The following is a 25,484-nucleotide window of genomic DNA, read 5'->3' on the forward strand; positions in this document are numbered from 1 at the left end:
TTGCTGTCAAAAGCTTTGAGTTTAGCTTTCTAACTGCTGATGGTTCAATCATGTTGTAATTCTCTCTTTTCCTAAGCGCATACAGTCCGAGCCAGGTCTTTGATGTGCTGACGCGAACCCTGGTAGAATCGCATCCTGGTAAACCGCTAACGTCTCCTGATGCACCCGATCGACACTGAGCCATTCTAAGTGGTCTTGAGCGCGCTGCTGCCAACACTCTAGTTGAGTTGGACTCTGCAACAGGTAAGAAAGTGCCGTAGAGAGGGCAGAAACATCGCCCGGTGGCACTAAGATACCAGCCTTGCCGCCTTCAAGCACTTCAGGAATTCCGTCTACCTCCGACGCGATGATGGCACAGCCGGCTTCTCGCGCTTCGGATAAGACCAACCCAAACGGCTCTCGACTAGATGCCAGCACAAAAATGTCTGTTGAGAGCAAATAGCGCTGAGGCTCTGGTTGAAAGCCTTCAAAATGAATTCGGTCTGCAAAGGCACTGTTTAGAGCTTGCTGCTCAAACGCTAACCGATCCGAACCATTCCCTACTAAATATAAATGGACGGTTGGATTGGCGTCAGCTATCTGCACAAAGGCTTCAATTAACTGAGCAATTCCTTTACGGTAGAACAGACCCGCTACAGTCGTGATGGCAGGCCGCTTTAGACAGATTGGTTCCGTTTCAGCCAGGGGGCGTCGCCGGGGACTTCCTATTGTGCCATTTGATACTACACTGATTTTGTGAATTGGCACTCCTCGATCGTGCATGGAGTTAGCAACTGATTGACTGACTGCAATCACGCGATCTGCTAACCCCATGAGAACAGAGGTCGATTGATACTCGTTGTGAACCGTGGATATTAAAGTGTATTCGCTTTTCCGTTGACGAAGAAAGCGGGCTAAAACCGCTCCCGTCATCATATGAGCATGAATGATATCGGGAGCAAACGTTTGAACAATGCGACGAAATTTAAGTATTGCCTGGAGAAGTTGAATGGGATTCCGTCGTTGATCTAAGTAGAAACACTGAACTCCGTAGCGCTTCATTAAAGCTTCATATTCACCGCCGCTACAGGCGACTGCCACCTCAAATCCTGCCTGTGACTGCAAGCAGGCTAGGTCAACCGCCGCATTCACAATTCCGTTTCCGAGTTCCCGACAATCATTGAGGATGTGTAGAATTCGCATTAGCTATTTTGCAATATTTGTTCAATAACATCAACATATTGCGTGACCACGTGATCGCTGGAAAAGAGCAGCGATCGCGCCTTCAGAACTTCTGAGTTCACCGGATGAGCTAAAGTTTCAAGAATCGCGGTTGCCATGGAGTCAGGATCTGCGATCGACACTAATTTGCCATACTCGCCGTTTTCTAATATCTCTGCTGGGCCGCTCGGACAATCCGTTGCTACAATTGGCGTTCCCACTGCCATCGCTTCGGCAACGACATTTCCAAACCCTTCGTAGCAAGATGAGAGCACAAAGACCGCCGAATTAGCCATGTAAACGTAAGGATTTTCTACAAATCCAAACAAAGCGACATCCTGTTCAAGCTTCAATTCTCGAATCAGCGTCTCTAGCCGTGGACGATCTTCTCCTTCACCTAAAATCATCAGCCGTGCCCGTCGCTGCTGCCGCACCTGTTGAAAGGCTCGAATCAAGGTAAAAAAATCTTTTTGACCGACTAATCGCCCTACCCCAAGCACCACAGGCGGCTCTTCAGGCAGAAACCAGGGGTGATCTAACGGCTCCTGGCTTTTCCGAATCACATCCGGAGTCACAACGGGATTGTAGATGACTTGAATCCGATCTAATGGCAAAGCGGTGATGTGGGCTAAGTCTTTTGCTGTTCCCCAAGACGCTGCCACCAGTCCATCAGATTTTGGATAAAGCCATCGCACTAGACAAGCGCGAATGTAAGCCGCTACGTAGTGCTGATCATGCTGGAACTGCCCAGACAGATGAGTCTGCACACACATCACAACTTTCGTTGGCACTGTTACCTGCCTAGCCCATTTCTTAGCCCAAAGCGCTGAACTAATGATGTCAAGAGCAGAGAAGATAATGGTGGGTTTTTCATGCTGCAAGTAACGTCTCAGTGCAACGGTCTTCGAGACAACAACGGGAAACGTGGACTTGAGATCAACAATTCGGACACTAGAAGGAACAAGTCCTAAATAATCTCCCTCAGCTTCTGCCAAAACTAGATCTGTCTTTATTCCTCGCTCAGCAAATCCTTGGGCAAGATGCAACATGGCGCGTTCTGCTCCGCCACCATCCAAGTTAGGTAAAAATATACTGATCGATGTCCCTTTCACGTTCATAAAGTAGGACGCGCTCCACTCTGTAAGAGAATCCCTTGAGTGATGCCTATTTTGCCTCTGTCCTTAGTGGGACTGGCGACAGACAGGGCTAGACCTCTATCTACCAATTTAAATGGCCCGATTGAGCTACTTGGAAGAAGAAATCTTTAAAGCTTTTGATGCTAAAAGATGGGCACTCTGCTGATTGATCGTGTCTAAATTAAATCGGCGCTGAGCTTCATGCTGAGCACGTTGAGCGATCGCGGCTGCCTCAGTGGAGTTTTGCTGACAGTGCGCGATCGCATCTGCTAACTCGTGTACATCCCCTGGAGTCACTAACCAGCCTGTTTCTCCTGACTCAACCAATTCCAGCGCGCCTCCCGCTTTTGCCGCAATGACAGGCGTTCCACACAACATCGCTTCTACAATTACTCGCCCAAATGGTTCAGCAACAGTTGACGTGTGGACAACTAGATCACACATTTGCATCAGCGGGATGACGTCCGATCGAAAGCCCAAAAAGGTAACGCGATCGCGCAGTCCTAGGTGATCGACTTGGCTCTGTAACTGTTGCACATAGTCCTGTTCACCGAATAAAGCATCTCCAACAAAAACCGCCACTACATTCTCTGAGCAGTGGCTCAGTGCTTCCAATAGCACGTGCTGACCTTTCCAGGGAGACAGCCGGCTGAAATGCCCAATCACAAATTTTTCCTGCAATTCTAAAGTTAATCGGAGGATTTTAGCTTGGTTGTGATTCTCTTGGTACTGTTGAAGATGAAATCCGTTGTACACAACATGTACAGTTTCAGGATTTCCACCCGCTTCAATAAAAGCTGTTCGGCTCGCTTGGGAATTAGCAATGACTAACCTAGCGCGGTTCGCCAAAGCTACCGCCAAGCGTTGATTCGTTGAGCTGAAGTGTTCTAAAGAAAGGATGTCGTGCAAATGATACACCAATGGACGGCCACTCACGAGGCTGGCGATCGCGCCAACCACTAGCGCCTTCTGCGTATTAGCGTAAATGAGATCGTATTGACGACTCAAGTGCACTACCTTGGCAATCAGCGGCGCTAGCTGTCTCACACTTTTAAGCCCAGCCAGCCAACTGCTCTGCTTGCGGACACCAATTGCGGCTTGACTTAATATCTGAACCGCGATCTGGTTCTCTTCTAGCAACTGCCGAAATGCACCGTCCTCAAATAACCCGACAAGGCACTGACCGCGATGGCACATTGCAATATCCAGCAAACACAGTTCTGCACCTCCAGGTTTGCCACTCTGGTCGAGAAAAAGAATTTTCACAGAAACGCAGCCCAAAATGGGTTTTCAGCTAGTCATCCAAGCGGAACGCTAAATGTCTAGGATCTAGCCCTCGACAGACTCTAACCAATTGTAAATTCGATCTAGCTGCTCTAAGGTAATTAGCCCGTACTGCCACAAAATCATAGGTAGAGGACCTGGATTTTGTTCGCGGTACCTTAAGGCAAGCGAAATTGATGCAGTAGACAGTGAAAGTTCGTCTTGTAAAAAGCCAATAAATCTAGAGTGCTTTGCAACAGCCATAGGGCATTACCTCCGTACAGTGGACTATCTTGTTGACAACCTTGTTCAAACTTCAATGGGTGTATAATTCAGTCTTCAATCTGGACTGCCCTACCTCCTGAAATTGGAACAGAATTAATCTGAGAAATGAATTATTTGAAAATGAACTTATTACAAACGCTTTGTTGATAGTCAAGACTCTTTGAGAAACTACTCTCTTTGAGGAGTGGCTGAATATAGAAACATGTTTTAGAAGCGGACTGGCGATCAAGATAATCGCCGTATTGAATGTCGACCTCTATCTACAGAGCGATTACCTCGCTATTTTTAAGATATGTAACACAAGATTGATTGTTTATGTAACTTAAACAAAATGCTTAAAGCAGATGCGATCGCAGATCTAGATTAATGATTTCAGGTTTTGGTAAAGTTTCCAAAAAATTTAATATTTCAATTGCCTAGATATAGGAAATATCAGTTTCTAAAAAGTTGTTTACGCTCCAGAAACTGTACGGGGATGCGATCGCCAACCTTAATATTCAGTTCGCTTGCCCGCCCACCTGCTAACTCAACAACTTGATCAATATCACCGATCATAGGCCCATAGGTAGGACACGGAGCCGATTGACAAGGCTGTGCATTAGCCGCAATATATTTCACGATTCCTTTTTGGAGGAAAACCATGTCTAACGGAATTAGCGTGTTTTTCATCCAAAACTGCGTTGGGCGAGCAGGTTCAAAAATAAACAGCATGCCGCGATTCGCCGCTAAGCTGGTTCGATTCATCAATCCAATTGCTTGCTCTTGGGGAGTTCTTGCGACTTCAAGCTGGATGGGTTGTTCAGCAACTTGAATTTGTGCTGTGATCGGCAACATTTGTCCCAAAGCAGTACTTGCCTGTGCAGCCGTCGATGAATTTGGAGGCTGCGACGTTTGAAATAGCGCGCATCCAACCAACAAGCTCAGTCCTAGTCCAACGAATCCAACTTGATACTTCAACACAATCTGGCGCACTCACGATACCTTCACCATTACGACTCTCTTAGCACATATCCAACACCGCGCACCGTCTGAATTAGACGCTTCTCGCCTTCATCCTCGACTTTTAGCCGCAGATAGCGGACATAAACTTCTATCACATTCGACTCTCCCACAAAATCGTAGCCCCACACGTTCTCTAAAATTTGTTCACGGGTGAGTACTTCGCGGGGATGCTCCATCAAATATTTGAGCAACTCGAATTCTTTCATTGTTAGATCGATCGTCCGCCCCTTTCGCAAGGCTCGACGCGTCGCTAGATCTAACCCCAAATCACCAAATCTTAATTGCTCAGTGCTAAGCGTATCAGGTTTGAGATAAAGCTGAACGAGCTTCAGAAACTCGTCACTACGATAAGGCTTAAGAAAATAATCGTCCGCACCTGCCTCTAAGCACGCTACGCGATCGTCAATGGTGTCTCGCGCCATTAGCAATAGCACCGGGACACGTGCACCAGAACTGCGCAGATCTTGGCAAAACGATAATCCCGACTCTCCCGTTGTCAACAAGCGATCGACAACCACTAGCGCAGGGTTGCGTTCCATGGCCTGACGCAATCCAGCATAGGCATCGTGAACCACGATCGTGTCATAGCCAGATTCTTTCAAATCGAGGCTGACGTGCTGAGCCAGCGATTCATCAGTTTCGACAATCAGTACACAAGGAGTAGATTCGAGAGAAACAATGCTCATACGATTAACCGGAAAATCACAACAGGACGCATTTCGGTTGATCACGTGGCTCGGTTTACTGGTGTCTATCTGTTAGATAGAAAACTAGTGACGAGCAATATTCTCCCCTGTTTTAGCACGCATCTTAAAATATTAGTTAAATTTAGCTCATCACCTCCAGATTCAGCCGTTTCTAACAGCTTCGCTCAGACGACTTTACAATATCAGATGGCTTTGCAATGTGAGGCAGCCCCCATCCCAACTTTTCTCTGAGCACGTGAAAGAATTCATGTGGTCGCAGCCGAACAAAGCGAACTGGGTAAGGAGCTTTGCCGATACAAACGCGATCGTCCGGTAATACATAGCAGCCTGCATTCCCATCAGCCGTCAAGATCAACCGATTTGGTGCGGCGGGAAACAGAGTGACTAGCTGATCGTTAGCAAATACTAACGAACGCGATGCCAATGAATGAGGACAAATTGGAACCAAAATGATCACTGGAACTCCAGGCGTAATCACCGGACCTCCTGCCGACAAAGAGTATGCCGTTGACCCTGTTGGAGTTGAGAGAATAATGCCATCTGCTGCAATGTCTACGCGAGTATGCTTGCCAATTTCGACTTCAAAGTGACACATACTCGTCAGTGGTTCTCGGTGGAGAACCATCTCATTTAGACACAAAGCTTCCCATAGCAATGTGTCCTGCCGAAGAATCTGCACCCGAAGCATCGTGCGTTCTTCAATTTCATAATCGCCATTGATTAAACACTCGATCGCATCGGGCAGCTTGTCGAGCAGAATTTCGGTTAGAAACCCCATGTGCCCTGTATTAACGGCAAGCAGCGGAATCTGGCAAGGAGCCACCTGCCGACAAGCAGACAGAACAGTGCCATCACCGCCCAGAACGATGGCAAATTTCATATCAACATCAAACCCAGGCGGCATTAAGCGATCGATGGGCGTATGGCAAACTGGACTTTCTGGGGTTGCATATCCTAAAATACCTCCTGCTCCTGTTGCCAAAACAACGTCCCAGCCGCGAGACCGAAACTTGTCTTCTAACTCTTGAGCCGTCTGACAAGCGAGTGGTTTGTCATCATTGAAAATAATGCCGACCTTGTGCGGGCGCATACTGAATTTATAGTGAGAGATCGGGAAAGAAAGATAAACTCTGAATGATTGATGAAGTATTCCTTAAGAGCTAGATGAGGCTGCAAAGCTATTGATTGCCCTACATATCGTATTTTCTAAAATCGAGGATACGTCTTTTTCTTCTTGTTCTCTTGTTTTTTCTTGGCCTCTGCCTGGGCAAACTCAACCTCTTTGAGCTTTTTCATGATTCGGCTGAAATAGTCCTGCATGTAAGACTCAAGAGTTGTCATATCCTTGCGATCGAGACCAAAAGTCGCATATACATCATCCATCGATGCATTGAGAGGCTTCCCTGTCGCTACCACCTCAGTAAAAGCAAGCCGATCTGCGATGTTCCATGTCCACTGGAAGAACCGAGCCACACGCCGGACTCCGCGTAAAACGCCGATTGGCATCCGCGTTACTTTTGCTTCCCTACCAGATAGCCGCTCACAGAGTTGAATAATTTCTTCGGCTGCCCAAGCGCGAGATCCAACCACTGGAAAGGTTTTGCCTTCAGTCTCAGAAACTTTGAGCGCTCGAACCGCAAACTTGGCGATGTCGATCGTATCCATGTAGGCCGTTGGAGCCGTGTCACCCATTACCCAAACCGCCTGATTCTCCAAGATTGGAATAGCATACTGACCAATAAGACCTTGCAAAAATCCACAAGGACGCAAAATCGTGTAGTTCAGCCCAGATTGTGCCAAGAATCTTTCAGTACAAGCCTTGATGTCCATCAAGGGAACTTTCGGAAATTTTTCAGCATCTAGAATCGAGAAAAATATATAGCGCTCGACCCCTGCCGCTTTCGCTGCCTTAATCAGGTTGACTTTGCCATCCCAATCTACTTGTCGAATGGTGAGTGAATCAGTTGCTCGTGCGGTTGCAGCATCAATTACAGCTGTCACACCCTCTAGTGCTTTTGGCAGTGAATCAGGGTTACACAGATTTCCCGTTACTAACTCCGCGCCCCATTCCTTTAGAAATGTCGCCTTCTTTGGACTACGAACTAAACAGCGAACTTCGTATCCCTCGTCTAGGGCGCGACGAGTCACCTGTCTGCCAAGAGTGCCAGTAGCACCCACAATCAATACGCTCATGAGGGGTTTGGTGACAAATTGTAAACTTTTCGTCAAATTTTATCAGAAATCTCGACCTAAAGTAAAAAATTTGATGTTCAAAGATGAGATTTATGATTAATGCTTCTCATCCTAACGTAGATGGATCAAGCTTACATAGCCCGCGATTACGGGTGAAGCACGGGTTTGAACAAGGTCAAGACGGTTGAAGCAAAGTTCAATCATCTAAAGCAAAAACTGGGACTTGGGTTTAGTCCGTTTTGAAAAAGGCGTACGCTACGCTGGAGACAATCCTTATCTCTAGGCAGTGTGATGCTTTGAGAAGCTGCCCAGCTACTACTGCCAACATCTTTTGCTATGTCGAACTTAAATTCGCTTCCCGCCCAGCCGCCCGACAGTATGCCTTCGCCCCTAGCAGAACCGTTAAATTGCACTGTTCAACATCCAGTTGATCTAGGCAATGTTCGCCATTTGCAGCAGAAAATACTCGACCTGAAAAAGGCGCAGCAAATGGCAGAGTTCTTCAGTCTACTGGGCGATACGAATCGATTAAGAATTTTGTCTATGCTGGCGGTTCAGGAGTTATGCGTTTGTGACCTTGCAGCGGCAGTAGAGATGAGCGAGTCAGCCGTTTCGCACCAGCTTCGAGCGTTGCGGGCAATGCGTTTAGTGGGATATCGCAAGCAAGGGCGCAATGTTTTCTATTCCCTCAAGGATCATCATGTGTTCAATCTGTATCGCGAGGTGGCTGAACACTTAGATGAAGAGGATTAAATAGGAAAAAGGGAAAGGGCAGATCCTGAGAGTGCAGTTTTCCTTTTTCCTTTGCCTTTGCTTATTCTTCTCCCCCTTGGAGCTTGAGTAGCAAGAAGCCCAGGGACAACCCGACAAGGATGAGGCTAAACGCTAAGAAGGCAGTATTAAAAATCTCTCCAGCCATGATGTGATTTCTCCAGATAAGGAATATTAGTCGGTTGTGCGCTAGGCGACCTGACTTAAATAAACAGGCGTCATTCCTGAGATAGGATTTCCTGCATAACGTATTCTAGAGCAGTTCCAAGGCTGGTTTTTACGATTTTGTAAATTTGATGATCAACCGTTCTCGTTTAATTATTACGCTTGGGGATCCTGCAGGAATTGGAGCAGAAGTCGTTTTGAAAGCGCTTGCAGATCCAATCGTGATCGCAGGGGCAGACATTACGATCTCTGGGAGTTCTGCCTATCTACAAGACGCCTACGATCGCTTGAAGCCAGTTTGTAGGGGTGCTTTAGCAGATCCCCATCAGTTCAATATTTTAGAAACAGGGATACCCAGTCCAGTCACAGTTGGCGTTGAGACTGCTGCTAGTGGTGATGCAAGTTTCCGGTGGTTGGACAACGCGATCGCGCATACCTTGAACGGAGAGTTTGATAGTTTAGTAACTGCTCCTATTGCAAAATCGGCTTGGAAAGCCGCAGGACATATTTATCCTGGACAGACTGAACTTCTAGCGGAGCGAGCTGGCGTCAGTCGCTTTGGAATGCTATTCGTCGCTCGATCTCCTCATACAGAATGGACGTTGCGGACGTTATTAGCCACAACTCATGTCCCGCTCTGTCAAGTATCGGAGACCCTAACACCAGAACTCCTCACGCTTAAATTAGATCTGCTTTTAGAGTGTTTGCAGCGCGACTTTGGCATCGCTCAACCTCGGATTGCGATCGCAGGTCTCAATCCTCATAGTGGTGAACAAGGACAACTGGGGCACGAAGAAGTCGAGTGGATGAGTGCTTGGCTCGACGCGATGCGGCTTCAGTTTCCTCAAGCCACACTAGAGGGTCTTCTACCACCTGATACCCTTTGGGTAAAGCCGGGCCAAGCTTGGTTTGGCACAGGAGCAGGGAACGCCCATGATGGGTATTTGGCGCTTTATCATGATCAAGGCTTAATTCCGGTCAAGCTGATGGCGTTCGATCGCGCGGTTAACACCTCGATTGGGTTGCCTTTTATTCGGACCTCTCCTGACCACGGAACTGCCTTTGATATTGCAGGTAAAGGGATTGCTGATGCGACCAGCATGAAAGCCGCTATTCAGCTTGCTGTTGAGCTAGCGCAGCGAAAGCAGAATGCTTCACAAGCGTAATTCCACTGGAGTTATGACCCGCCGATTGCCATTCTGCGCAGTGTTGCTCAGGGCAACATCATGATTGATTAAGTAGGTTTTTTGCGCTACCTCCGAAGGGAGAGGTTGTGTCAAAGTCTCCTGACTTCACACCTAAGGCTGAATTGATTTTTTAGGTTGATTAGCTAACAATATAGGGAAGATTTGGTATATCTCACTACCAAAATACAGCCCACGTTAAAGTTTTGCCTCAAAACTGAAATCAAGCCGATTTCTGCCAAGTTTTTCTGGTTCGACTGTCATTATATTCAGATCCAGAGTTTTAACTTCCTATTTCACACCGCAATTTCTGATATTTGATACAAGAAGGTGCCATATGCTTCAAGCTGCACAATATTCGCTTAGCTTAATTCAGGACGAAGTGCGTCAATTGGTTGATCAAGGAACTGTCAGCCGGTATCAACCCATCTACACACTCTGCAAGCACATTCCTGCCCGCGAATGGGTTCATTTTGAGGCAGAACTAGAGCATCATGGGTTTCTCCTGCGCGATCGCATCGGAGACTTGATGGGCCATGAGTCTTGGGAAAACGACTAATTCCCTCTACACATCTTTCATACAACGAAGTCTGAACATAAGAAGGTCTGAGGTTTACGGCATCGCCAATCTCAGACCTCTTTGATGCTAGGCAATTCCAGTAAAAACTTTTTCTGCTGGCCCAGTCATGTAGATCCGGTTATCTGTTGCCCACTCGATTGCTAAAGATCCGCCGGGAAGCTCAACGGTAGCTCTGCGATCGCACTTTTCGTTCAAGACTCCTGCTACGAGGGACGCACAGGCTCCTGTTCCACAGGCCAAGGTGATACCTGCTCCGCGTTCCCAGACGCGCATTTTGAGATAGTCCGATCGCACCACTTGAATGAATTCAGTATTGATGCGTTGTGGAAAGACAGCGTGATTTTCAAACTGAGGACCAAGTTGCTCAAGCGCAATTTCAGCTACGTCTTCAACGAACGTGATGCAGTGAGGATTTCCCATACTGACGCAGGTCACGTTCCACGTTTTGCCAGCGACCTCTAGCGGTTGATTCACGATTTTCTGATCGGCAGCCGCCAATGTTGTCGGAATTTCTCTTGCTAACAGTCGAGGCTCTCCCATATTGACTGTGACTTGACCATTCTCCTCTAATTTCGGCGTCATCATACCTGCCAAGGTATGAATCTGATATTGCGCTTTAGATGCGCCCGCTTCGGCAGTTTCTAGGTCTGCTAAGAACCGTCCCAAGCAGCGAATTCCATTGCCGCACATTTCGGGTTCGGAACCGTCGGAGTTGAAAATCCGCATGGTGTAGTCGGCTCCGTCTTGCCCTGGCAAGGCGAAAATTACCCCGTCTGCGCCGATCCCAAAGTGGCGATCGCACATCTTTATCGCTTGTTCTGGCGTTAGAAGTGGGTCTACTGAAGCTCGATTGTCGATCAAAATAAAGTCGTTGCCGATCCCGTGGTACTTTGTGAATTCGATAGTCATGGGCTTTTAGAAACGTAGATTGGTTAAATGTGCAGAGTTGTGACGATTGAGGCACTCTATAAACGTTAGAGCGGTAGATGAAGGAATTTAATTATGGCGTTAGAACTAGATACTGGATTGCCAAGCACTCGTCAAATTCAAACCATAATTCGTGAAGAAACAGAAGTTGAGATGAAACTTGCGACGGGGGATGTGCTGACAGGTAAAGTGCGTTGGCAAGACACTCACTGTATTTGTTTGCTTGATCCCCACGATCAGCCGACAATTATTTGGCGGCAAGCGATTGCATTCATTAAACCGAAATTGTAGTAGACCAAAACTGTAGGCAAGTTGTATCGGCTATTGGGTCAACGCTGCGATCAGGTGGAATTCGTAGAGATGCACCGTCGTACATCTCTACCCTTGGCTTTTGCTCCAATCTAGCGATTACTTGCTAAACGCCCGCTATTAGGATGGCTCTGTCAAATCGTCTGCGATCGCGTATTCTGCCCCATTTAAGCTGACGGTTGAAAGTGGAACTTGACCGTCAGGAAATAATGGCTGGGCGGTAGTTCCATCGGGGTTGGGCGTTGCGCTAATGGCTTGATTCGCTTGAATGAGAGAGTGAAACCCTCCGCAGAGTAACAGTCGATCGCCAACCTGAATATCGACTTGATTGTCAGGAAACCGCAAGAACTTGCCTTCACGCCGCACGGCTTGTACTCGGATGCCGTACTGATCTAATACATCGAGATCCGCCAGGGTTTTGCCAGCAATTGGACTTTCTGATGGAACTTCTAACCATTGGCACGACGCATTAAAGGCAGGAACTGCCGCTTCTCCTTTCGCCAATTCAGCAAAGGTCGCAATTTCGTCGGGTTCTCCAACCAGCAGTAAGCGATCGCCCTGTTCTAAGGTGGTTTGAGGATCGGGATAATCAATTTCTCCTCCACCCGCCCGCCGAATTGCCATCAACGCTACCCCAGTTAGCCGCCGCATATCTGCTTCTTCTAACGTCATTCCGGTCAAAGGCGAGAGGTCAGGCAGGCTGTACCATCGGCTGTTCATCTCTTTAGTCGCCGCTTCCAAATCTCGGGAGATTTCTGAGGAAGGACGTTCGGGACGAAGTTCAAGGTAGTGAGAATTCCGGATTTGCTGAACCTCTCGCTGAACGGCTGCTGGAGTCAGTCCAACGCCATTCAACAGATGGGCTGACAGTTCTAAGCTCGCTTCAAATTCGGGTTGAACAACTTCTTTTGCCCCCAACTGATAGAGCAATTCAATATCTTTGTCTCGGATTGCCCGGACCACAACATCTAACTCGGGCGAAATTTCGAGCGATCGCTTGAGACAAAGACGAGTACTCATCGCATCGGGAAGCGAGATCGCCATGCCTTGCGCATGAGCAACCCCTGCTTTTTCGAGAACATGCAGACTCACAGCGTTGCCGTAAATATAGGGCAGTCCTGCCTCGCGAACTTTCTGAATACGACTTTCAGATTGATCAATCACCAAGACTGGATAATTGCGATCTTGCAAGAGACGAACAATATTACGTCCAATACGACCATAACCACAAACGACAACGTGATTCTGAGTCGGCAGATCATCCGAGATAGCCAGGGGAAGATCGGACTGATCTAAATACCTCGCCAGCCAAGGAATCGATTCTGCCCAGGTAAAAAGCGTCGGGATCAGTCGCAACACAAACGGCGTCAGAACCAACGTTACAGCGGTTGTGCCTAAAATCAACAAATAAACGTGACGAGAGACTAATCCCAGCGATCGCCCCTCACTTGCCAATACAAAGGAGAACTCTCCGATTTGGGCGAGACCCAATCCAGTCAGCAAGGCTGTCTTGAGCGGATAGCGAAATCCTCGAACAATGGGCGTCACGATCAAGAACTTACCGACAAAGACTAGCGCGACTAAGCCTAAAATGAGTTCTAAATTGCTCCAAAGAAACACGGGATCGATCAGCATACCGATCGCGGCAAAAAATAGCGCCGCGAAAATATCGCGCAACGGCTCAACATAAGCCAGCGTTTGATCGGCGTACTCTACCTCCGAAATCATCAAGCCTGCGACAAACGCTCCCATTTCGATCGACAGACCTAAATGTTCAGTTAGCAGCGCAATGCCAAAACAAATGGCAACGACCCCCAATAGAAATAATTCTCGACTTTCGGTTTTAGCTAATAGTTTTAATAACGGCGGAATGATCCAGATTCCTGCTGCGATCGCACCCAAAGCGAATAATCCAGTTTGTAGCAGTGCCCACCCTACGGCTAATCCGATGTCTTGAACAGGCTTATCGAGGGCAGGCAGCACCGCCAGCATTAAACCCAGTGCCAGATCTTGAACCACCAGCATCCCTAACATGACCTGTCCATGAGGTGTGCCGGTCTCGTTGCGCTCCATCAAGCACTTCAACACGACTGCCGTTGACGATAGCGATAGAATCGCCCCAAGAAACACCCCTTGCGGCGGCGACGTTACCCATCCCATGCCTAATGAAACAAGGGTCGTTATTACAATAGTTAAGGTAATCTGTAAGCCTCCTCCACCAAGGCTGATCCCCTTCACCTTCTTCAATTCTGAGAATGAAAACTCGACTCCCAGCGCAAATAGTAGAAAAGCGACGCCAAACTGCGCCAACGTCTCGACCTGAATAATTTCTTTGATTAACCCTAGTCCGGTCGGACCGACCACAACTCCTGCTAGCAGATATCCAAGCAAAACGGGTTGCTTTAATAGTGCTGCTAGCAGTCCGCCTCCTGCTGCTGCCGCCAGAACCAAGACGAGATCAACAATTAGCCTGAAGTCTTCTTGCACAGCTTTATTAGAAAATTATTACAGTCTATAAACTTCAGAATACTAAGTTTTCCTGAGAATCGGTCAAGTCCAAACGGCGATTTACAGAGCAATCGTAGATTAATTCTTTAACGAATCTTGCTTTTTCCTAAACGGGTGAAGACAAGACGGGTTGTATATGATACAAGTCTTAGCTCAAGGAGTTTCTGTAAATCGCTTACTCTATATAACTTTGTCAACCATTACGTTGACCGAGATTTAACTGATCGTGTTGTCCGACACCGAAACTAGGGCAAAATGATTCGGGGGTTATCTGTACAAACTGCTGCTTTGGAGTTTAGGGAAGCGCTATGAGCATTGAGAAAATTGTTGAACAAGCCCTACAAGATGGCTATTTGACACCAGCAATGGAAGCGGAGGTCGGACGGATTTGCGATACTGCCTCGGAACTGTCGATTGAGGAATACATGGCGCTGGATCGCCTGATGGGATCGCTACTAACAGGCGAAGTTGTCGCAGTTCCTCGCAAGCAGTTTATTAACGTAATGGAAGAATTAGTATTAACGGAAGCGATCGCGCGGGTGGCAGAGATCGAGGCCACGAGCGATCGCACCTTAGATCTAGGCGATATTGCGGCTTATGCTCTAAACCGTTTGCTACCGCTCTATGCCACCACGGAGGAGGGCGCTAGTTATCAGCGACAAAGAGCCAAAGAAGAACTGCAAGGGCTCATCGCTCAGCAAGTGGGAGAAGCGATCGCCCGTAATCTAGATCGCCCTGACTTCTTTCCTGAACGGCAAGCGTTCGGCAAAAACTCTAAAGACGAAATTCTCACTCAGGTTAATGCCTTACTGCAAGCCTATGCCCCTACCTTTGAGCCAGAACCCAAGTAACCCTAAGCGATCAAACTATTACAGTATTCAAGCAAATTGAAGATTTTAGTTTGAGGACACCCGTGATCTGCAAGGATAGCGGGTGTTTTTATGGGCGAACACTCACTGGAGTTCCCAACTCTATTTGTTTTGCAAGCGCTTCAATATCAGCATTTTTCATGCGAAGACAGCCATGCGAAACAGCTTCTCCAAGTAGCGATTCATCGGGCGTGCCGTGAAACCCGATCAGCAGCTTACCGTGATTGTAGAAACCGAGCCACCATTTTCCCAAAGGATTGCGATCGCCTGGTGGAATTACTTCTCCTGTAATGGGATGTTGCCAAACGGGATTTTGATATTTCTGGAAGACTGTGAATGATCCGAGTGGCGTTTCCCAGCCTTCTTTGCCAATTGCGACTGGAAAGCTTTTCTTGACTGCTTTGCCTTGATAAACGTAGACCCTGCGATCGCTTAAATCCACGACCAAGTTAAATGTCGATACTGGTAATAACACGGCCACAGGTTTCGGTCGAGAGTCAGCCAAAACCGAGGGCCACGTCAGAGTTGCTAAACCCACTTTATGTCGTTGAGCGCCAAGCAGCAAGAGTCCTGACCCAATGCAGAGCAGCATAAGATGATGTGCGATAGGAGACGTTTGAAGCTTAGTAGCCATGATGTGATCGCAAAATTTCCTTACGGCAAATGCTTCGGTGTTCCCAATTTAGCCTTTGGAAGACCATTAAATAAACCTAAAATATCTGGTTTCTCCCGGAACTGATCGCGTTGAAAAGGAATCACCATAAGAAAACAGCAAATCCAAACGCTTTAACTAGAATCAGTAATTTTTAGTTGAGGTGAGCGATTTAAGGCTAATTTGCTACATCACTTTGTGAAGAATGGGTAGAGTTAGGTTCAAAAACCAAACCCAAACCTACAATGCTGTCGAGTGGTGTGATGTATTCATGTTTGATGTGTGAGGAGCTACCGCTATGCGTGAAAAGTTGCTATTAGCGATCGTCATCACCTTTTCTTTAAGTTGGTTGCAGCAACTTTCGACGCCAACTGCTAGAATTTCGCCGCAACTCGAACAAGCTCGCGATTCGATAGCGAGCTTTATTGCTTCAAATACTCCTAATAACACAACTCCATCTTCTTACCCGTGACCTTTTATCTCTGTCTGTAGAAGCATCTTTTAGGTCTAGAGCAAGATATGCTGGTAACACAACCGAACAAATTTCCCAACCTAAGGGAACTTTCCTTGATACAGAGCGGTCAGAAGATTTGGAAACTAGAACATCTTTGAGCTTCCGCCCATGAGTCAGTCCTTTCCTGTATCCTGGTCTTCGGTTGAGGTAGCGGTTCCTCAAACGCCAGTGCAAGCAGAAAAACTCTCTAATTACGATTTAGTACTTCAGTGTCAAGTCGGGCATCGTCCAGAGAAAGCGGTGTTCGCTGAACTCATGCGGCGATATCAATCGCACGTAGACAAAGTTCTCTATCATCTTGCTCCCGATTGGCAAGACCGTGCTGATCTCGCACAAGAAGTTTGGATTCGGGTCTACCGCAACATTCCCCGGCTGAATGAGCCTGTGAAGTTTAGAGGTTGGTTGAGCCGCATTGCGACCAATTTGTTTTACGACGAGTTACGCAAACGGAAGCGTACAGCGAGTCCGCTCTCATTGGACGCTCCACTCTCCCTTGAAGATGGCGAACTTGATTGGGAAATTGCCTCAGAAACGCCCGGTCCCGATGAAGAGTTAAGCACCCGCGAGTTCTATGACCAGTTGAATGATGCGATCGCAGACTTGCCCGAAGTCTTTCGTACTACTATCGTCCTCCGCGAAATCGAAGGCATGGCGTATGAAGAAATCGCAGAAATTACAGGCGTTTCTCTAGGAACGGTAAAGTCTAGAATTGCTAGAGCACGTTTACGTTTACAGACTCAGTTGCAGCAATACCTTGATGGCAAGTAACCGTCAAAATCTCCGTACTGTTACGTTAGTTACGTGAATTTACGGCGTGGTTTTGATAGTATTCTCCAAAATGAAAGCTCTAGTTGTTAGAGTAGCTAGTTGAGGAGTAGATGAGCCAGAAGCTCTCATTCGTTGAGTGGGTATTCTCCTAACAGAAGTGATCCCAAATGAATCCCAGATTTGATCCGCGTGATAAGTCCATGCAACCTTCGTCCCATTCTCCCCAGGAGCCTATGAGTTCTCAGGGTCCGTCCGAATCTAATCTTCACGGCGATTCGCTCTATGAAACTCCGAAAGACCGCTTTGAGTTGCTAAGTGCCTACCTAGATGGTGAGGTGACTGCAACCGAGCGGCGTCAAGTAGAGGAATGGCTAGCCAACGACCCAACTGTTCAGCAACTTCATGCACGACTGCTGAAATTGCGTCAGGCGTTTCGCTCTATTCCTGCTCCTGCGCCGAGCCAGCCCGTCGAAGTGGCGATCGATCAAGTATTTGACAAGATTGAGCGGCGTCCCAATTTGAGTTTGGTTCGGGGCGTCAATACTCGGAGGTTTGCTATACCGATGAGTGTTGCTGCCATGTTTGTGGGTGCAGTCACCGTGTTTGGTCTTAATCGATTGCAGTCTCCTAGCGCTCCTCAGCCTGTTGCAGTACAGCAGTCTGAACCTTTAGAGACGGGCGGATTAATGGTGGCGCTTGATCAACCTGTCGTCGCCATGCCTAAGACCACTTCGCCTGATGTCAAAACCCCAGAAAACAAGCCTTTCGACCATAAGGGTGATGACGCTCACTAAACTGTTATTTTCAGTTTGGCAAAGCTGGTAAGGTTCTAGTTAGATTCTCGATAATCCGTAGTTCTGAGGTGAGCTACGGATTATTTTGTTGGCAACTCTTTACCCTTTTAAGCATAATTTTTGCTGGGTTTGTCTGGGGTTGATTGGCTATAGTTTGTAGCACCTCCATTAGAATAAGTAGACCATTGGTTTTATCCGTAGGAGTCGCGATCGTGGAGTCCCGTTACACCCCCGCAGAAATTGAGGCAAAGTGGCAACAAACTTGGGCAGAACACCAGCTTTATAAAACGCCCGAAACGAGCGACAAGCCCAAGTTTTATGCGCTATCGATGTTTCCCTACCCGTCAGGCAATCTGCACATGGGACACGTACGGGTCTATACGATCGTGGACGTGATTGCTCGGCTCAAGCGAATGCAGGGCTACCGCGTTCTCAATCCAATGGGGTGGGATGCATTTGGGCTGCCTGCAGAAAATGCAGCGATCGAGCGGAAAACGCAGCCTGCGAAATGGACGTACCAAAATATTGACCAGATGCGGGAGCAGCTAAAGCAGTTAGGCATTTCTTTTGATTGGGATCGAGAAATCGCGACCTGCTCACCTGACTATTACCGCTGGACGCAGTGGATTTTCTTGGAGTTTTTCAAAGCGGGATTAGCGTATCAGAAGGAAGCTACGGTCAATTGGGACCCGATTGATCAAACGGTACTTGCCAATGAACAGGTAGATGCCGAAGGAAAGTCGTGGAGATCAGGCGCGATCGTGGAGCGAAAATTGCTGCGTCAGTGGTTTCTCAAAATCACCAATTACGCCGACCAGTTGTTAGCCGATCTCGACAAACTGACCGGATGGCCTGAGCGCGTCAAGCTGATGCAGGCAAACTGGATCGGCAAATCAGTCGGAGCGTATTTAGAGTTTCCGATTGTAGGAATTGATCAGAAGATCGGCGTCTTTACAACTCGCCCCGATACGGTATATGGCGTGAGCTATGTTGTGTTGGCACCTGAGCATCCGCTCACTCAGAAAGTAACCACTCGTGATCGCGCTTCTGCGGTTGAAACGTTTGTTCAAGAAGTCTCTGGTCAAAGCGAGATGGATCGCACGGCAGAAGATCGACCAAAGCGCGGCATTCCAACAGGCGGCACAGCGATTAATCCGTTCACAGGTGAAGAGATCCCGATTTGGATCGCGGACTATGTGCTGTATGAATATGGAACGGGTGCCGTCATGGGCGTGCCCGCTCACGATGTGAGAGATTTCCAGTTTGCAACCCAACAGAATTTACCGATTAAGGTTGTCATTGCACCACCCGATCAGCCGACCTCTGGCTTGAAAGAAGCGTACACGGAAGCTGGAACGGTCGTGAATTCTGCTCAGTTTGACGGCACACTTTCAACCGAGGCGAAGGGTATGATCGTCGCCTACGCCGAGAAACAAGGTTGGGGTAAAGCCCGAATTCAATATCGCTTGCGGGATTGGTTGATTTCTCGTCAACGCTACTGGGGCGCACCGATTCCGATCATTCATTGTCCCGAGTGCGGCGCGGTTCCGGTTCCAGAGGCCGATCTGCCTGTGCAATTGCCGGAAGATGTTGAACTGTCGGGCCGGGGTGGATCTCCATTGAGCAAATTAGAGTCTTGGCTGAACGTGCCTTGTCCGTCATGCGGAACGCCTGCCAAACGAGAAACCGACACGATGGACACCTTTATTGATTCATCGTGGTATTTCTTGCGCTATCCCGATGCTAAGAATGATCAAGCAGTCTTTGAGCGCACGAAAACGAACGATTGGATGCCCGTTGATCAATACGTTGGCGGGATTGAACATGCAATTTTACACTTGCTGTACTCGCGGTTCTTTACAAAGGTGTTGCGCGATCGCGGCTTCCTCAACTTTGATGAACCGTTTGAGCGGTTGTTGACTCAAGGCATGGTGCAAGGCAGAACTTACAAAAATCCGACAACCGGAAAATACGTCTTGCCGATTAACATTAAAGATCCGGCGAATCCGATTGATCCCGATACAGGCGAGACGCTGGATGTCGTCTTTGAAAAGATGTCGAAGTCAAAATATAACGGGGTGGCTCCGGGAGATGTTGTAGATAAGTACGGCGCAGATACGGCCCGCATGTTCATTCTGTTCAAAGCGCCGCCCGAAAAAGATTTAGAGTGGGAAGATGCAGACGTTGAGGGGCAATTCCGATTTTTGAATCGGGTCTGGCGACTGGTAAGCGAATCAGCCGCATCTCTTAAGACTACAGGATCGCAAGATTTCACTAAAGCGGAAAAAGAATTGCGTCGAGTGATTCACACGGCAATTAAAGAAGTCACTGATGACTTGCAGGGGGACTATCAGTTCAATACAGCAATTTCAGAATTGATGAAGCTCAGCAATGCGCTGGGAGACTTTCCGGAAAAAACGTCTTCAGCCTTTGCAGAAGGAATCAAAACCTTGCTGCTGCTGTTGGCTCCGTTTTCGCCTCACCTCACCGAGGAACTGTGGCACGCGATCGGACAGTCAGAATCGATTCATACTCAACCGTTTCCAATCGTCGATCCGACAGCGCTCATTGCGGATGAGAAAACGATTGTGATTCAGATTATGGGGAAAACTAGAGGCACAATCGAAGCGGCAACTGCGATCGCAGATGACAAAGCCGCTTTAGAAAAATTTGCCACCGAATCGGAGGTTGCTCGTCGCTATACCGATGGCAAAACCATCAAAAAGGTAATTGTCGTACCTGGCAAACTGGTTAATTTCGTCGTCTCCTAACCTCTTGCAAGCAGCTCATCAGATCTCAGGTGGAAGCAGGAAGCAAATCGTTTCCTGCTTCTGAGTTCGTTTAGCTGGCATTTGTAGCTTGCTGGACTAGCTCAATCACCTGTGAGCGGCTCAGCTTCTCAGAGCCATGCTGCATCGCGTCTAGCGTAGCGTGCGCCAACGTGAGGATGATTTGGCAAAAGTCGAAAGCTGGACTACCTGCGGGTAACGATGTGATGTAGGCATTTGCAAGCTGAAGCTGACGACGAGAATACGCTTGCATGTTGTCATTGGTCCAGCCATCGGGATAGAAGTCTACACGACGGGTCAAATCTTCGCTGTGGTTACGAAGAATATTCACCGACTGCAAGCCTCGACCAAAGCCGATCGCATCCATCCGGTCGGTTTGGGTGCCATCATGCCAAGACCACAAATCTGAAAGCAGTAGCCCCACAGAACCTGCCACGCTAAACGTGTAGCGATCGAGATCGGTTTCGGTTTGAATCATCCAGTTTTGGTCTGCCCAGTGCGCCATTCGATCTGCCATGGCCGCCGTTGATTCCCACACTCGCGGCGCAATGTTTGTAGGCGCAAAGGTTGCCCATTCACCAATTCGCAGCGACACCTCTGGTAGCTGATCGGTGTACCCCCTAAAAGCAGGTTCAAAATCCTCATCTCCAAATCCATCTACTCCAGACTGAAGAATTAAGCTAATCTCGCGAAGAATCTTGGCTTTGACAGCATTATCAAGGTGGGGGTCATCTTCAATTTCGTCGATCGCTCGCATACAGAGGTAAGCAGATGCCACAGCTTGTTGCAAACCTTGCGGAAGCCGACTGATAGGAATAAAAAATGTCCGACTCGTATCTTTCAAAACCTCAAGGGCATCTTTTTGCATATTCATGTAGTATTCACTCCTCTCTCCAAACTTTTATAGCAGGCTGTGATCTAAAACGGTGTTTCCTTGGCAAAAGCACCGAATTTCAACTAAAAAGCTCTTAGTCATCACGATATTAAATGACAGCGTTTAAAGAGAAATGAGAAATCCTGGAAAAGTTCAGTATTCACAACGGGTGACTGAAGTCTAATGGGTCTAATTTGAAGTTGCAGTACTCCTTGTGGAATAGACTACTAAATTGTTCTATCAGTTTTACTAATAATTATGAACTACTGGTTGCTTAAGTCCGAGCCAGAGGTTTATGGAATTCGAGATCTAAAGCGCGATCGCACCACCATTTGGGATGGAGTCCGCAACTATCAAGCGCGAAATTTTCTACGCGCTATGCAACCGGGCGATCTAGTCTTCTTCTACCATTCCAACACGACCCCTCCCGGCATTGCCGGAATGATGAAAGTGGTGGAAGCTAACCTTGCCGACCCCACTCAGTTTGATTCAAGCAGTCCCTATTACGATCAAAAATCGACGCCTGACGCACCCCGATGGCAAACTGTTGGTGTAGAGTTTGTCGAAGAATGGGCTGAAATTGTTTCCCTCGATCAGCTAAAACAAACCTTTACACCGGATAACCTCATGGTAGTGCGTCCGGGAAATCGCCTTTCTGTAACTGCTGTAAGCCACTCGACGGCTCAAAAAATTCTAAAACTAGCAAACCCCCATCGAGCGATGCCTGCTATAGCAGATTGAGGTAGCAATCCCCAAAATCTTAGGTAGAAATCCCTAATCTTTACCCTCGCTTTTGACGATCGCTAAGCTAGAATTGTAAAGGCTTCTTTACCATCCCTAGCTGGACTTTTTATGACCCTCCCAATCCGCAACGTTGCTATTATTGCCCACGTTGACCACGGCAAAACAACTCTTGTCGATGCTTTGCTGAAACAATCTGGTACGTTTCGAGAGGGAGAAGACGTACCAGATTGTGTGATGGACTCGAATGACCTAGAGCGTGAGCGGGGCATCACGATCTTGTCAAAAAATACGGCGGTTCACTACGGAGACACGCTGATCAACATTGTCGATACGCCTGGACACGCAGATTTTGGCGGCGAGGTGGAGCGAGTGTTGGGCATGGTAGATGGCTGTCTGCTGATCGTCGATGCGAACGAAGGCCCAATGCCTCAAACGCGCTTTGTGTTGAAGAAAGCCTTGGAAAAAGGGCTACGTCCGATCGTCTTTGTGAATAAGATCGATCGGCCTCGTGCTAATCCTCACATTGCGGTTGATAAAGTACTAGATCTGTTTCTTGAACTGGGTGCTGACGATGATCAGTGCGAGTTTCCCTATCTTTTCGGCTCTGGGTTGTCTGGCTTTGCCAAAGACACTCTGGAAGAAGAATCAAGTGACATGAAGCCTCTTTTTGAAGCGATTTTGCGCCACGTTCCGCCGCCTGTGGGTGATGCCGAAAAGCCGCTTCAGCTTCAAGTCACAACGTTGGACTACTCAGATTACTTGGGTCGGATTGTGATCGGCAAGATTCACAATGGCACGATTCGCATGGGACAGCAGGCGGCGATCGTCACAGAAACAGGCGACGTGGTGAAAGGCAAGATTACGAAGCTGATGGGCTTTGATGGGCTTAAGCGAGTCGAAATTCCTGAAGCAACGGCAGGCAACCTGGTGGCTGTGGCTGGATTTGCAAATGCTAACATTGGCGAAACCATTACTGACCCCAATGATCCTCAAGCGTTGCCGCTCATCAAAGTGGATGAGCCAACCTTGCAGATGACCTTCTCAGTCAATGATTCGCCGTTTGCTGGGTTGGAAGGCGATTTTGTGACGTCCCGGCAGATGCGCGATCGTTTGTACCGCGAACTCGAAACGAACGTTGCGCTTCGTATCGAAGACACGGACTCGCCCGATAAATTGGCGGTTTCAGGTCGAGGTGAACTGCACTTAGGTATTCTGATCGAAACGATGCGTCGGGAGGGCTACGAGTTTCAGGTGTCTCAGCCTCAGGTGATTTACCGCGAAATGAATGGACATCCCTGCGAACCGTTTGAAACCTTAGTGTTGGATGTGCCTGAAGAAGCGGTCGGTGGCTGTATCGAGCGGTTAGGTCAGCGTCGCGGCGAGATGCAAGATATGCAGGTCGGCTCAAACGGACGCACGAATCTTGAATTTGTGATTCCAGCGCGGGGTTTGATTGGCTTCCGAGGGGAGTTTATGCGAATTACCCGTGGTGAGGGCATCATGAACCACAGTTTCTTGGAATATCGCCCCATGAGTGGTGATATTGAAGCGCGGCGCAACGGGGTGCTGATCTCGTTTGAAGAAGGTGTTGCAACCTTCTACTCGATGCAGAACGCAGAAGATCGCGGCGTGTTCTTCATCAGACCTGGAACGAAGGTTTATAAGGGCATGATTGTTGGGGAACACAATCGTCCTCAAGATCTTGAACTCAATGTTTGCAAGGCAAAGCAATTGACGAACCATCGGGCGTCTGGTGGTGAAGAACTAGTGCAGCTTAAAGAACCGATCGAGATGAGTTTGGAGCGGGCGCTAGAGTACATCGGACCTGATGAGCTTCTAGAGGTTACGCCTGAATCAATCCGTCTGCGTAAAGTTGCGAAGGCGAAGAAGCTAGCGAAGAAGTAAACGCGACTTCTGTTCATTGCTCGATTAATACTGCCAGTCACCATAATCTTCGGTGACTGGCAGTATTGTTTTTAGGAAGACAGAATTTTCGCTTGTTATTAGATTGCTAAATCTGGTGGGGAAAAGTTGGAAAGCTCTCAAATAGGAAGCTATCTCTGCCTCAATTTCAAATAGCTAAGTTTGCAAAGTGTTATACTCTCCCCGGTGAAGGATGTCTAGGAGAGTAAACTATCCCTACCCCAGAACAAAAGACGCAGTGCTTCACGTTGTGCTGTTGGTTTACCAGACTTTATTTGCCTATCAACATCATTCGGATTGATGAGCGAACAGGTAATATTTTCTTCTTAGCAGGTGAAGAGAATATCATAGAGATATTCCCCAACGGCAAATGGAGGTACGTGCAATGAGCCAGCCTAACTTCCAAACCATGAGTCGGAAAGAGTTGCATGATTATGTTCTCACGCATCGTGAGGATCAAGCTGCTTTTTATGCCTACATAGACAAGCTTCATACCGAAGCGACCTGGATTGACATGCCGCCGCTAGAATCTGGTGAGGACTTAAACAGTTATCCTGAATTTGTTAAGCGTTTTCGTGGGAACTCAGAACCGCGAGATAATTAGGGTTAACAGGTTGTCAAGCTATGGGAAACTAGCAGATTCAGAAGTTAACTCTCTACGAGAATTTGTACCCTAATTCTTCAAGGCTCCACCTCATTCCATAAGCGCTCAAGCTGACGTTGCCAAGCAGACATCGTTTCTTCGCGCGATCGCTTCCCCATCTCCAGATCTCCCATCAATCCTTCTTGATAGAAGCGATCGAGGGTTTGCATGGTTGCCTCTAACGATTGCCCTTGGCGTTTTGAGGCTTGAATGATCTGACGAATTTGTTTTTCTGCCAAAGAGCTAAATGTTTCGTTTAACCCTTGTTCCTTGATCGCCAACATTCGCTGGGTTGCAGAGCCAAGATCATCGGCAGTCAAACTTGCCAGTGAATGCTGAAATACCGACCAGAGTACGTCTTGATGAACGGCATAGCGCGTTTCTTGAGTCAGATCAAAATTCGCTTCTAACAGTTCTCCTAAAAACGGCTGCGCGTCTTGAGCAGGTGCGATCGGCAACAACATTCGTAGCCAAGACTGATCATCCGATAGCAAGGCTAAAAGTCGATAGTCAGGCGTTTCAATTTGAAAAGAACCCGGCGCTAAGGTTTGCACTGCCGAGCCAAACAATTGATTTAGGGTGGCGGTCAGTTCTTCTAAAGTCATGGGATTTGCAGTAGCACACATACAACTCAGTCAGCACCGTCTCAATATCAGACGGTGTGTTTGGTTCCTTTTACTGTAA

The 25,484-nt window shown here is 47.8% G+C and carries 27 protein-coding genes; 13 read left to right on the top strand and 14 right to left on the bottom strand.

Annotated features, from left to right (window positions below; genetic code table 11):
- Positions 1-48: 48 nt before the first annotated feature.
- The 8 genes from AC5JLB_RS28430 to AC5JLB_RS28465 form a co-directional block, all read right to left on the bottom strand.
- Positions 49-1,182 carry a glycosyltransferase family 4 protein gene (locus tag AC5JLB_RS28430; RefSeq protein WP_495877202.1) on the bottom strand — a complete coding sequence of 378 codons (1,134 nt, stop codon included), beginning with the start codon at positions 1,180-1,182 and terminating at the stop codon, positions 49-51.
- Complete coding sequence (locus tag AC5JLB_RS28435) at positions 1,182-2,318, bottom strand: glycosyltransferase (protein ID WP_495877203.1); 1,137 nt, start codon at positions 2,316-2,318, stop codon at positions 1,182-1,184. The genes AC5JLB_RS28430 and AC5JLB_RS28435 overlap by 1 nt, the downstream gene beginning before the upstream one ends.
- Before the next feature lie 126 nt (positions 2,319-2,444).
- Entirely contained in the window at positions 2,445-3,602 is a 1,158-nt protein-coding gene (locus AC5JLB_RS28440) for a glycosyltransferase (protein ID WP_495877204.1), read from the bottom strand.
- A gap of 63 nt (positions 3,603-3,665) precedes the next feature.
- A complete protein-coding gene (locus tag AC5JLB_RS28445; protein WP_495697170.1) occupies positions 3,666-3,863 on the bottom strand; it encodes a DUF2949 domain-containing protein in 198 nt (65 codons plus the stop codon).
- A 453-nt stretch (positions 3,864-4,316) separates the two neighbouring features.
- A complete protein-coding gene (locus AC5JLB_RS28450) occupies positions 4,317-4,856 on the bottom strand; it encodes a DUF192 domain-containing protein (protein ID WP_495877205.1) in 540 nt (179 codons plus the stop codon).
- Between the two features lie 17 nt (positions 4,857-4,873).
- Positions 4,874-5,572, bottom strand: coding sequence for a response regulator transcription factor NblR (nblR, locus tag AC5JLB_RS28455; protein WP_495877206.1), 699 nt, complete (start codon positions 5,570-5,572; stop codon positions 4,874-4,876).
- 172 nt (positions 5,573-5,744) lie between these two features.
- Positions 5,745-6,683: an NAD(+) kinase gene (locus tag AC5JLB_RS28460; protein WP_495877207.1), complete on the bottom strand. Its 939-nt coding sequence runs from the start codon at positions 6,681-6,683 to the stop codon at positions 5,745-5,747.
- Positions 6,684-6,799: 116 nt separating this feature from the next.
- A complete protein-coding gene (locus AC5JLB_RS28465; protein WP_495877208.1) occupies positions 6,800-7,786 on the bottom strand; it encodes an SDR family oxidoreductase in 987 nt (328 codons plus the stop codon).
- 336 nt (positions 7,787-8,122) lie between these two features.
- On the opposite strand from AC5JLB_RS28465, the gene AC5JLB_RS28470 reads away from it, so the two are divergent.
- The gene (locus tag AC5JLB_RS28470; RefSeq protein WP_495877209.1) at positions 8,123-8,539 is read left to right on the top strand and encodes an ArsR/SmtB family transcription factor; all 417 of its coding nucleotides are present in this window, start codon (positions 8,123-8,125) and stop codon (positions 8,537-8,539) included.
- A gap of 61 nt (positions 8,540-8,600) precedes the next feature.
- Here the strand turns inward: AC5JLB_RS28470 and petM are convergent, their stop codons facing one another.
- Positions 8,601-8,705, bottom strand: a complete 105-nt coding sequence (gene petM, locus AC5JLB_RS28475; RefSeq protein ID WP_162422272.1) for a cytochrome b6-f complex subunit PetM — start codon at positions 8,703-8,705, stop codon at positions 8,601-8,603.
- A 148-nt stretch (positions 8,706-8,853) separates the two neighbouring features.
- On the opposite strand from petM, the gene pdxA reads away from it, so the two are divergent.
- Together pdxA and AC5JLB_RS28485 are read left to right on the top strand one after the other, a co-directional pair.
- On the top strand, positions 8,854-9,888 hold the full coding sequence (pdxA, locus tag AC5JLB_RS28480; protein WP_495877210.1) for a 4-hydroxythreonine-4-phosphate dehydrogenase PdxA: 1,035 nt from the start codon (positions 8,854-8,856) through the stop codon (positions 9,886-9,888).
- Between the two features lie 355 nt (positions 9,889-10,243).
- Positions 10,244-10,465, top strand: coding sequence for a DUF4327 family protein (locus AC5JLB_RS28485; RefSeq protein ID WP_495877211.1), 222 nt, complete (start codon positions 10,244-10,246; stop codon positions 10,463-10,465).
- Between the two features lie 87 nt (positions 10,466-10,552).
- Here AC5JLB_RS28485 and dapF read toward each other — a convergent pair whose 3' ends face one another.
- Complete coding sequence (gene dapF, locus AC5JLB_RS28490) at positions 10,553-11,395, bottom strand: diaminopimelate epimerase (RefSeq protein ID WP_495877212.1); 843 nt, start codon at positions 11,393-11,395, stop codon at positions 10,553-10,555.
- A 93-nt stretch (positions 11,396-11,488) separates the two neighbouring features.
- Here dapF and AC5JLB_RS28495 point away from each other — a divergent pair, with 93 nt between their 5' ends.
- On the top strand, positions 11,489-11,704 hold the full coding sequence (locus AC5JLB_RS28495) for an Hfq-related RNA-binding protein (RefSeq protein WP_495877213.1): 216 nt from the start codon (positions 11,489-11,491) through the stop codon (positions 11,702-11,704).
- Between the two features lie 138 nt (positions 11,705-11,842).
- Here AC5JLB_RS28495 and AC5JLB_RS28500 read toward each other — a convergent pair whose 3' ends face one another.
- Complete coding sequence (locus AC5JLB_RS28500; protein WP_495877214.1) at positions 11,843-14,209, bottom strand: monovalent cation:proton antiporter family protein; 2,367 nt, start codon at positions 14,207-14,209, stop codon at positions 11,843-11,845.
- A gap of 329 nt (positions 14,210-14,538) precedes the next feature.
- On the opposite strand from AC5JLB_RS28500, the gene AC5JLB_RS28505 reads away from it, so the two are divergent.
- On the top strand, positions 14,539-15,081 hold the full coding sequence (locus tag AC5JLB_RS28505; protein WP_495697159.1) for a late competence development ComFB family protein: 543 nt from the start codon (positions 14,539-14,541) through the stop codon (positions 15,079-15,081).
- Between the two features lie 88 nt (positions 15,082-15,169).
- Here AC5JLB_RS28505 and AC5JLB_RS28510 read toward each other — a convergent pair whose 3' ends face one another.
- Positions 15,170-15,733 (bottom strand): L,D-transpeptidase, encoded by a 564-nt coding sequence (locus AC5JLB_RS28510; RefSeq protein WP_495877215.1) that lies wholly within the window; start codon positions 15,731-15,733, stop codon positions 15,170-15,172.
- 316 nt (positions 15,734-16,049) lie between these two features.
- Here AC5JLB_RS28510 and AC5JLB_RS28515 point away from each other — a divergent pair, with 316 nt between their 5' ends.
- The 4 genes from AC5JLB_RS28515 (at position 16,050) to leuS (ending at position 20,598) form a co-directional block, all read left to right on the top strand.
- Positions 16,050-16,223 (top strand): QAALIT motif small membrane protein, encoded by a 174-nt coding sequence (locus AC5JLB_RS28515; protein ID WP_495877216.1) that lies wholly within the window; start codon positions 16,050-16,052, stop codon positions 16,221-16,223.
- A gap of 150 nt (positions 16,224-16,373) precedes the next feature.
- On the top strand, positions 16,374-17,033 hold the full coding sequence (locus AC5JLB_RS28520; protein WP_495697156.1) for a sigma-70 family RNA polymerase sigma factor: 660 nt from the start codon (positions 16,374-16,376) through the stop codon (positions 17,031-17,033).
- A 233-nt stretch (positions 17,034-17,266) separates the two neighbouring features.
- A complete protein-coding gene (locus AC5JLB_RS28525; protein ID WP_495877217.1) occupies positions 17,267-17,827 on the top strand; it encodes an anti-sigma factor family protein in 561 nt (186 codons plus the stop codon).
- A 185-nt stretch (positions 17,828-18,012) separates the two neighbouring features.
- Complete coding sequence (leuS, locus tag AC5JLB_RS28530; protein ID WP_495877218.1) at positions 18,013-20,598, top strand: leucine--tRNA ligase; 2,586 nt, start codon at positions 18,013-18,015, stop codon at positions 20,596-20,598.
- Between the two features lie 70 nt (positions 20,599-20,668).
- On the opposite strand, the gene AC5JLB_RS28535 is transcribed toward leuS, so the two are convergent.
- Complete coding sequence (locus AC5JLB_RS28535; RefSeq protein ID WP_495877219.1) at positions 20,669-21,490, bottom strand: squalene/phytoene synthase family protein; 822 nt, start codon at positions 21,488-21,490, stop codon at positions 20,669-20,671.
- A 258-nt stretch (positions 21,491-21,748) separates the two neighbouring features.
- Between AC5JLB_RS28535 and AC5JLB_RS28540 the strand changes: the two genes are divergently transcribed.
- The 4 genes from AC5JLB_RS28540 to AC5JLB_RS28555 all read left to right on the top strand — a co-directional run bounded on the left by AC5JLB_RS28540 (position 21,749) and on the right by AC5JLB_RS28555 (position 24,761).
- Entirely contained in the window at positions 21,749-22,231 is a 483-nt protein-coding gene (locus AC5JLB_RS28540; RefSeq protein WP_495877220.1) for an EVE domain-containing protein, read from the top strand.
- Positions 22,232-22,342: 111 nt separating this feature from the next.
- A complete protein-coding gene (gene typA / locus AC5JLB_RS28545; protein WP_495697151.1) occupies positions 22,343-24,139 on the top strand; it encodes a translational GTPase TypA in 1,797 nt (598 codons plus the stop codon).
- Between the two features lie 230 nt (positions 24,140-24,369).
- A complete protein-coding gene (locus tag AC5JLB_RS28550; RefSeq protein WP_495877232.1) occupies positions 24,370-24,546 on the top strand; it encodes a DUF6888 family protein in 177 nt (58 codons plus the stop codon).
- Positions 24,543-24,761 carry a DUF6887 family protein gene (locus AC5JLB_RS28555; RefSeq protein WP_495877221.1) on the top strand — a complete coding sequence of 73 codons (219 nt, stop codon included), beginning with the start codon at positions 24,543-24,545 and terminating at the stop codon, positions 24,759-24,761. The genes AC5JLB_RS28550 and AC5JLB_RS28555 overlap by 4 nt, the downstream gene beginning before the upstream one ends.
- Positions 24,762-24,838: 77 nt before the next feature.
- Here the strand turns inward: AC5JLB_RS28555 and AC5JLB_RS28560 are convergent, their stop codons facing one another.
- Positions 24,839-25,405: a hypothetical protein gene (locus tag AC5JLB_RS28560; RefSeq protein WP_495877222.1), complete on the bottom strand. Its 567-nt coding sequence runs from the start codon at positions 25,403-25,405 to the stop codon at positions 24,839-24,841.
- Positions 25,406-25,484: the final 79 nt, after the last annotated feature.

Source organism: Myxacorys chilensis (assembly GCF_059505265.1).

Bases quoted from the DNA above. Each gene is read 5' to 3' on its own strand.
- AC5JLB_RS28430 (WP_495877202.1), bottom strand. From the start codon at position 1,182: ATGCGAATTCTACACATCCTCAATGATTGTCGGGAACTCGGAAACGGA.
- AC5JLB_RS28435 (WP_495877203.1), bottom strand. From the start codon at position 2,318: ATGAACGTGAAAGGGACATCGATCAGTATATTTTTACCTAACTTGGAT.
- AC5JLB_RS28445 (WP_495697170.1), bottom strand. From the start codon at position 3,863: ATGGCTGTTGCAAAGCACTCTAGATTTATTGGCTTTTTACAAGACGAA.
- nblR (WP_495877206.1), bottom strand. From the start codon at position 5,572: ATGAGCATTGTTTCTCTCGAATCTACTCCTTGTGTACTGATTGTCGAA.
- AC5JLB_RS28460 (WP_495877207.1), bottom strand. From the start codon at position 6,683: ATGCGCCCGCACAAGGTCGGCATTATTTTCAATGATGACAAACCACTC.
- AC5JLB_RS28465 (WP_495877208.1), bottom strand. From the start codon at position 7,786: ATGAGCGTATTGATTGTGGGTGCTACTGGCACTCTTGGCAGACAGGTG.
- AC5JLB_RS28470 (WP_495877209.1), top strand. From the start codon at position 8,123: ATGTCGAACTTAAATTCGCTTCCCGCCCAGCCGCCCGACAGTATGCCT.
- petM (WP_162422272.1), bottom strand. From the start codon at position 8,705: ATGGCTGGAGAGATTTTTAATACTGCCTTCTTAGCGTTTAGCCTCATC.
- pdxA (WP_495877210.1), top strand. From the start codon at position 8,854: ATGATCAACCGTTCTCGTTTAATTATTACGCTTGGGGATCCTGCAGGA.
- AC5JLB_RS28485 (WP_495877211.1), top strand. From the start codon at position 10,244: ATGCTTCAAGCTGCACAATATTCGCTTAGCTTAATTCAGGACGAAGTG.
- dapF (WP_495877212.1), bottom strand. From the start codon at position 11,395: ATGACTATCGAATTCACAAAGTACCACGGGATCGGCAACGACTTTATT.
- AC5JLB_RS28495 (WP_495877213.1), top strand. From the start codon at position 11,489: ATGGCGTTAGAACTAGATACTGGATTGCCAAGCACTCGTCAAATTCAA.
- AC5JLB_RS28505 (WP_495697159.1), top strand. From the start codon at position 14,539: ATGAGCATTGAGAAAATTGTTGAACAAGCCCTACAAGATGGCTATTTG.
- AC5JLB_RS28510 (WP_495877215.1), bottom strand. From the start codon at position 15,733: ATGGCTACTAAGCTTCAAACGTCTCCTATCGCACATCATCTTATGCTG.
- AC5JLB_RS28515 (WP_495877216.1), top strand. From the start codon at position 16,050: ATGCGTGAAAAGTTGCTATTAGCGATCGTCATCACCTTTTCTTTAAGT.
- AC5JLB_RS28520 (WP_495697156.1), top strand. From the start codon at position 16,374: ATGAGTCAGTCCTTTCCTGTATCCTGGTCTTCGGTTGAGGTAGCGGTT.
- AC5JLB_RS28525 (WP_495877217.1), top strand. From the start codon at position 17,267: ATGAGTTCTCAGGGTCCGTCCGAATCTAATCTTCACGGCGATTCGCTC.
- AC5JLB_RS28535 (WP_495877219.1), bottom strand. From the start codon at position 21,490: ATGAATATGCAAAAAGATGCCCTTGAGGTTTTGAAAGATACGAGTCGG.
- AC5JLB_RS28540 (WP_495877220.1), top strand. From the start codon at position 21,749: ATGAACTACTGGTTGCTTAAGTCCGAGCCAGAGGTTTATGGAATTCGA.
- typA (WP_495697151.1), top strand. From the start codon at position 22,343: ATGACCCTCCCAATCCGCAACGTTGCTATTATTGCCCACGTTGACCAC.
- AC5JLB_RS28555 (WP_495877221.1), top strand. From the start codon at position 24,543: ATGAGCCAGCCTAACTTCCAAACCATGAGTCGGAAAGAGTTGCATGAT.
- AC5JLB_RS28560 (WP_495877222.1), bottom strand. From the start codon at position 25,405: ATGACTTTAGAAGAACTGACCGCCACCCTAAATCAATTGTTTGGCTCG.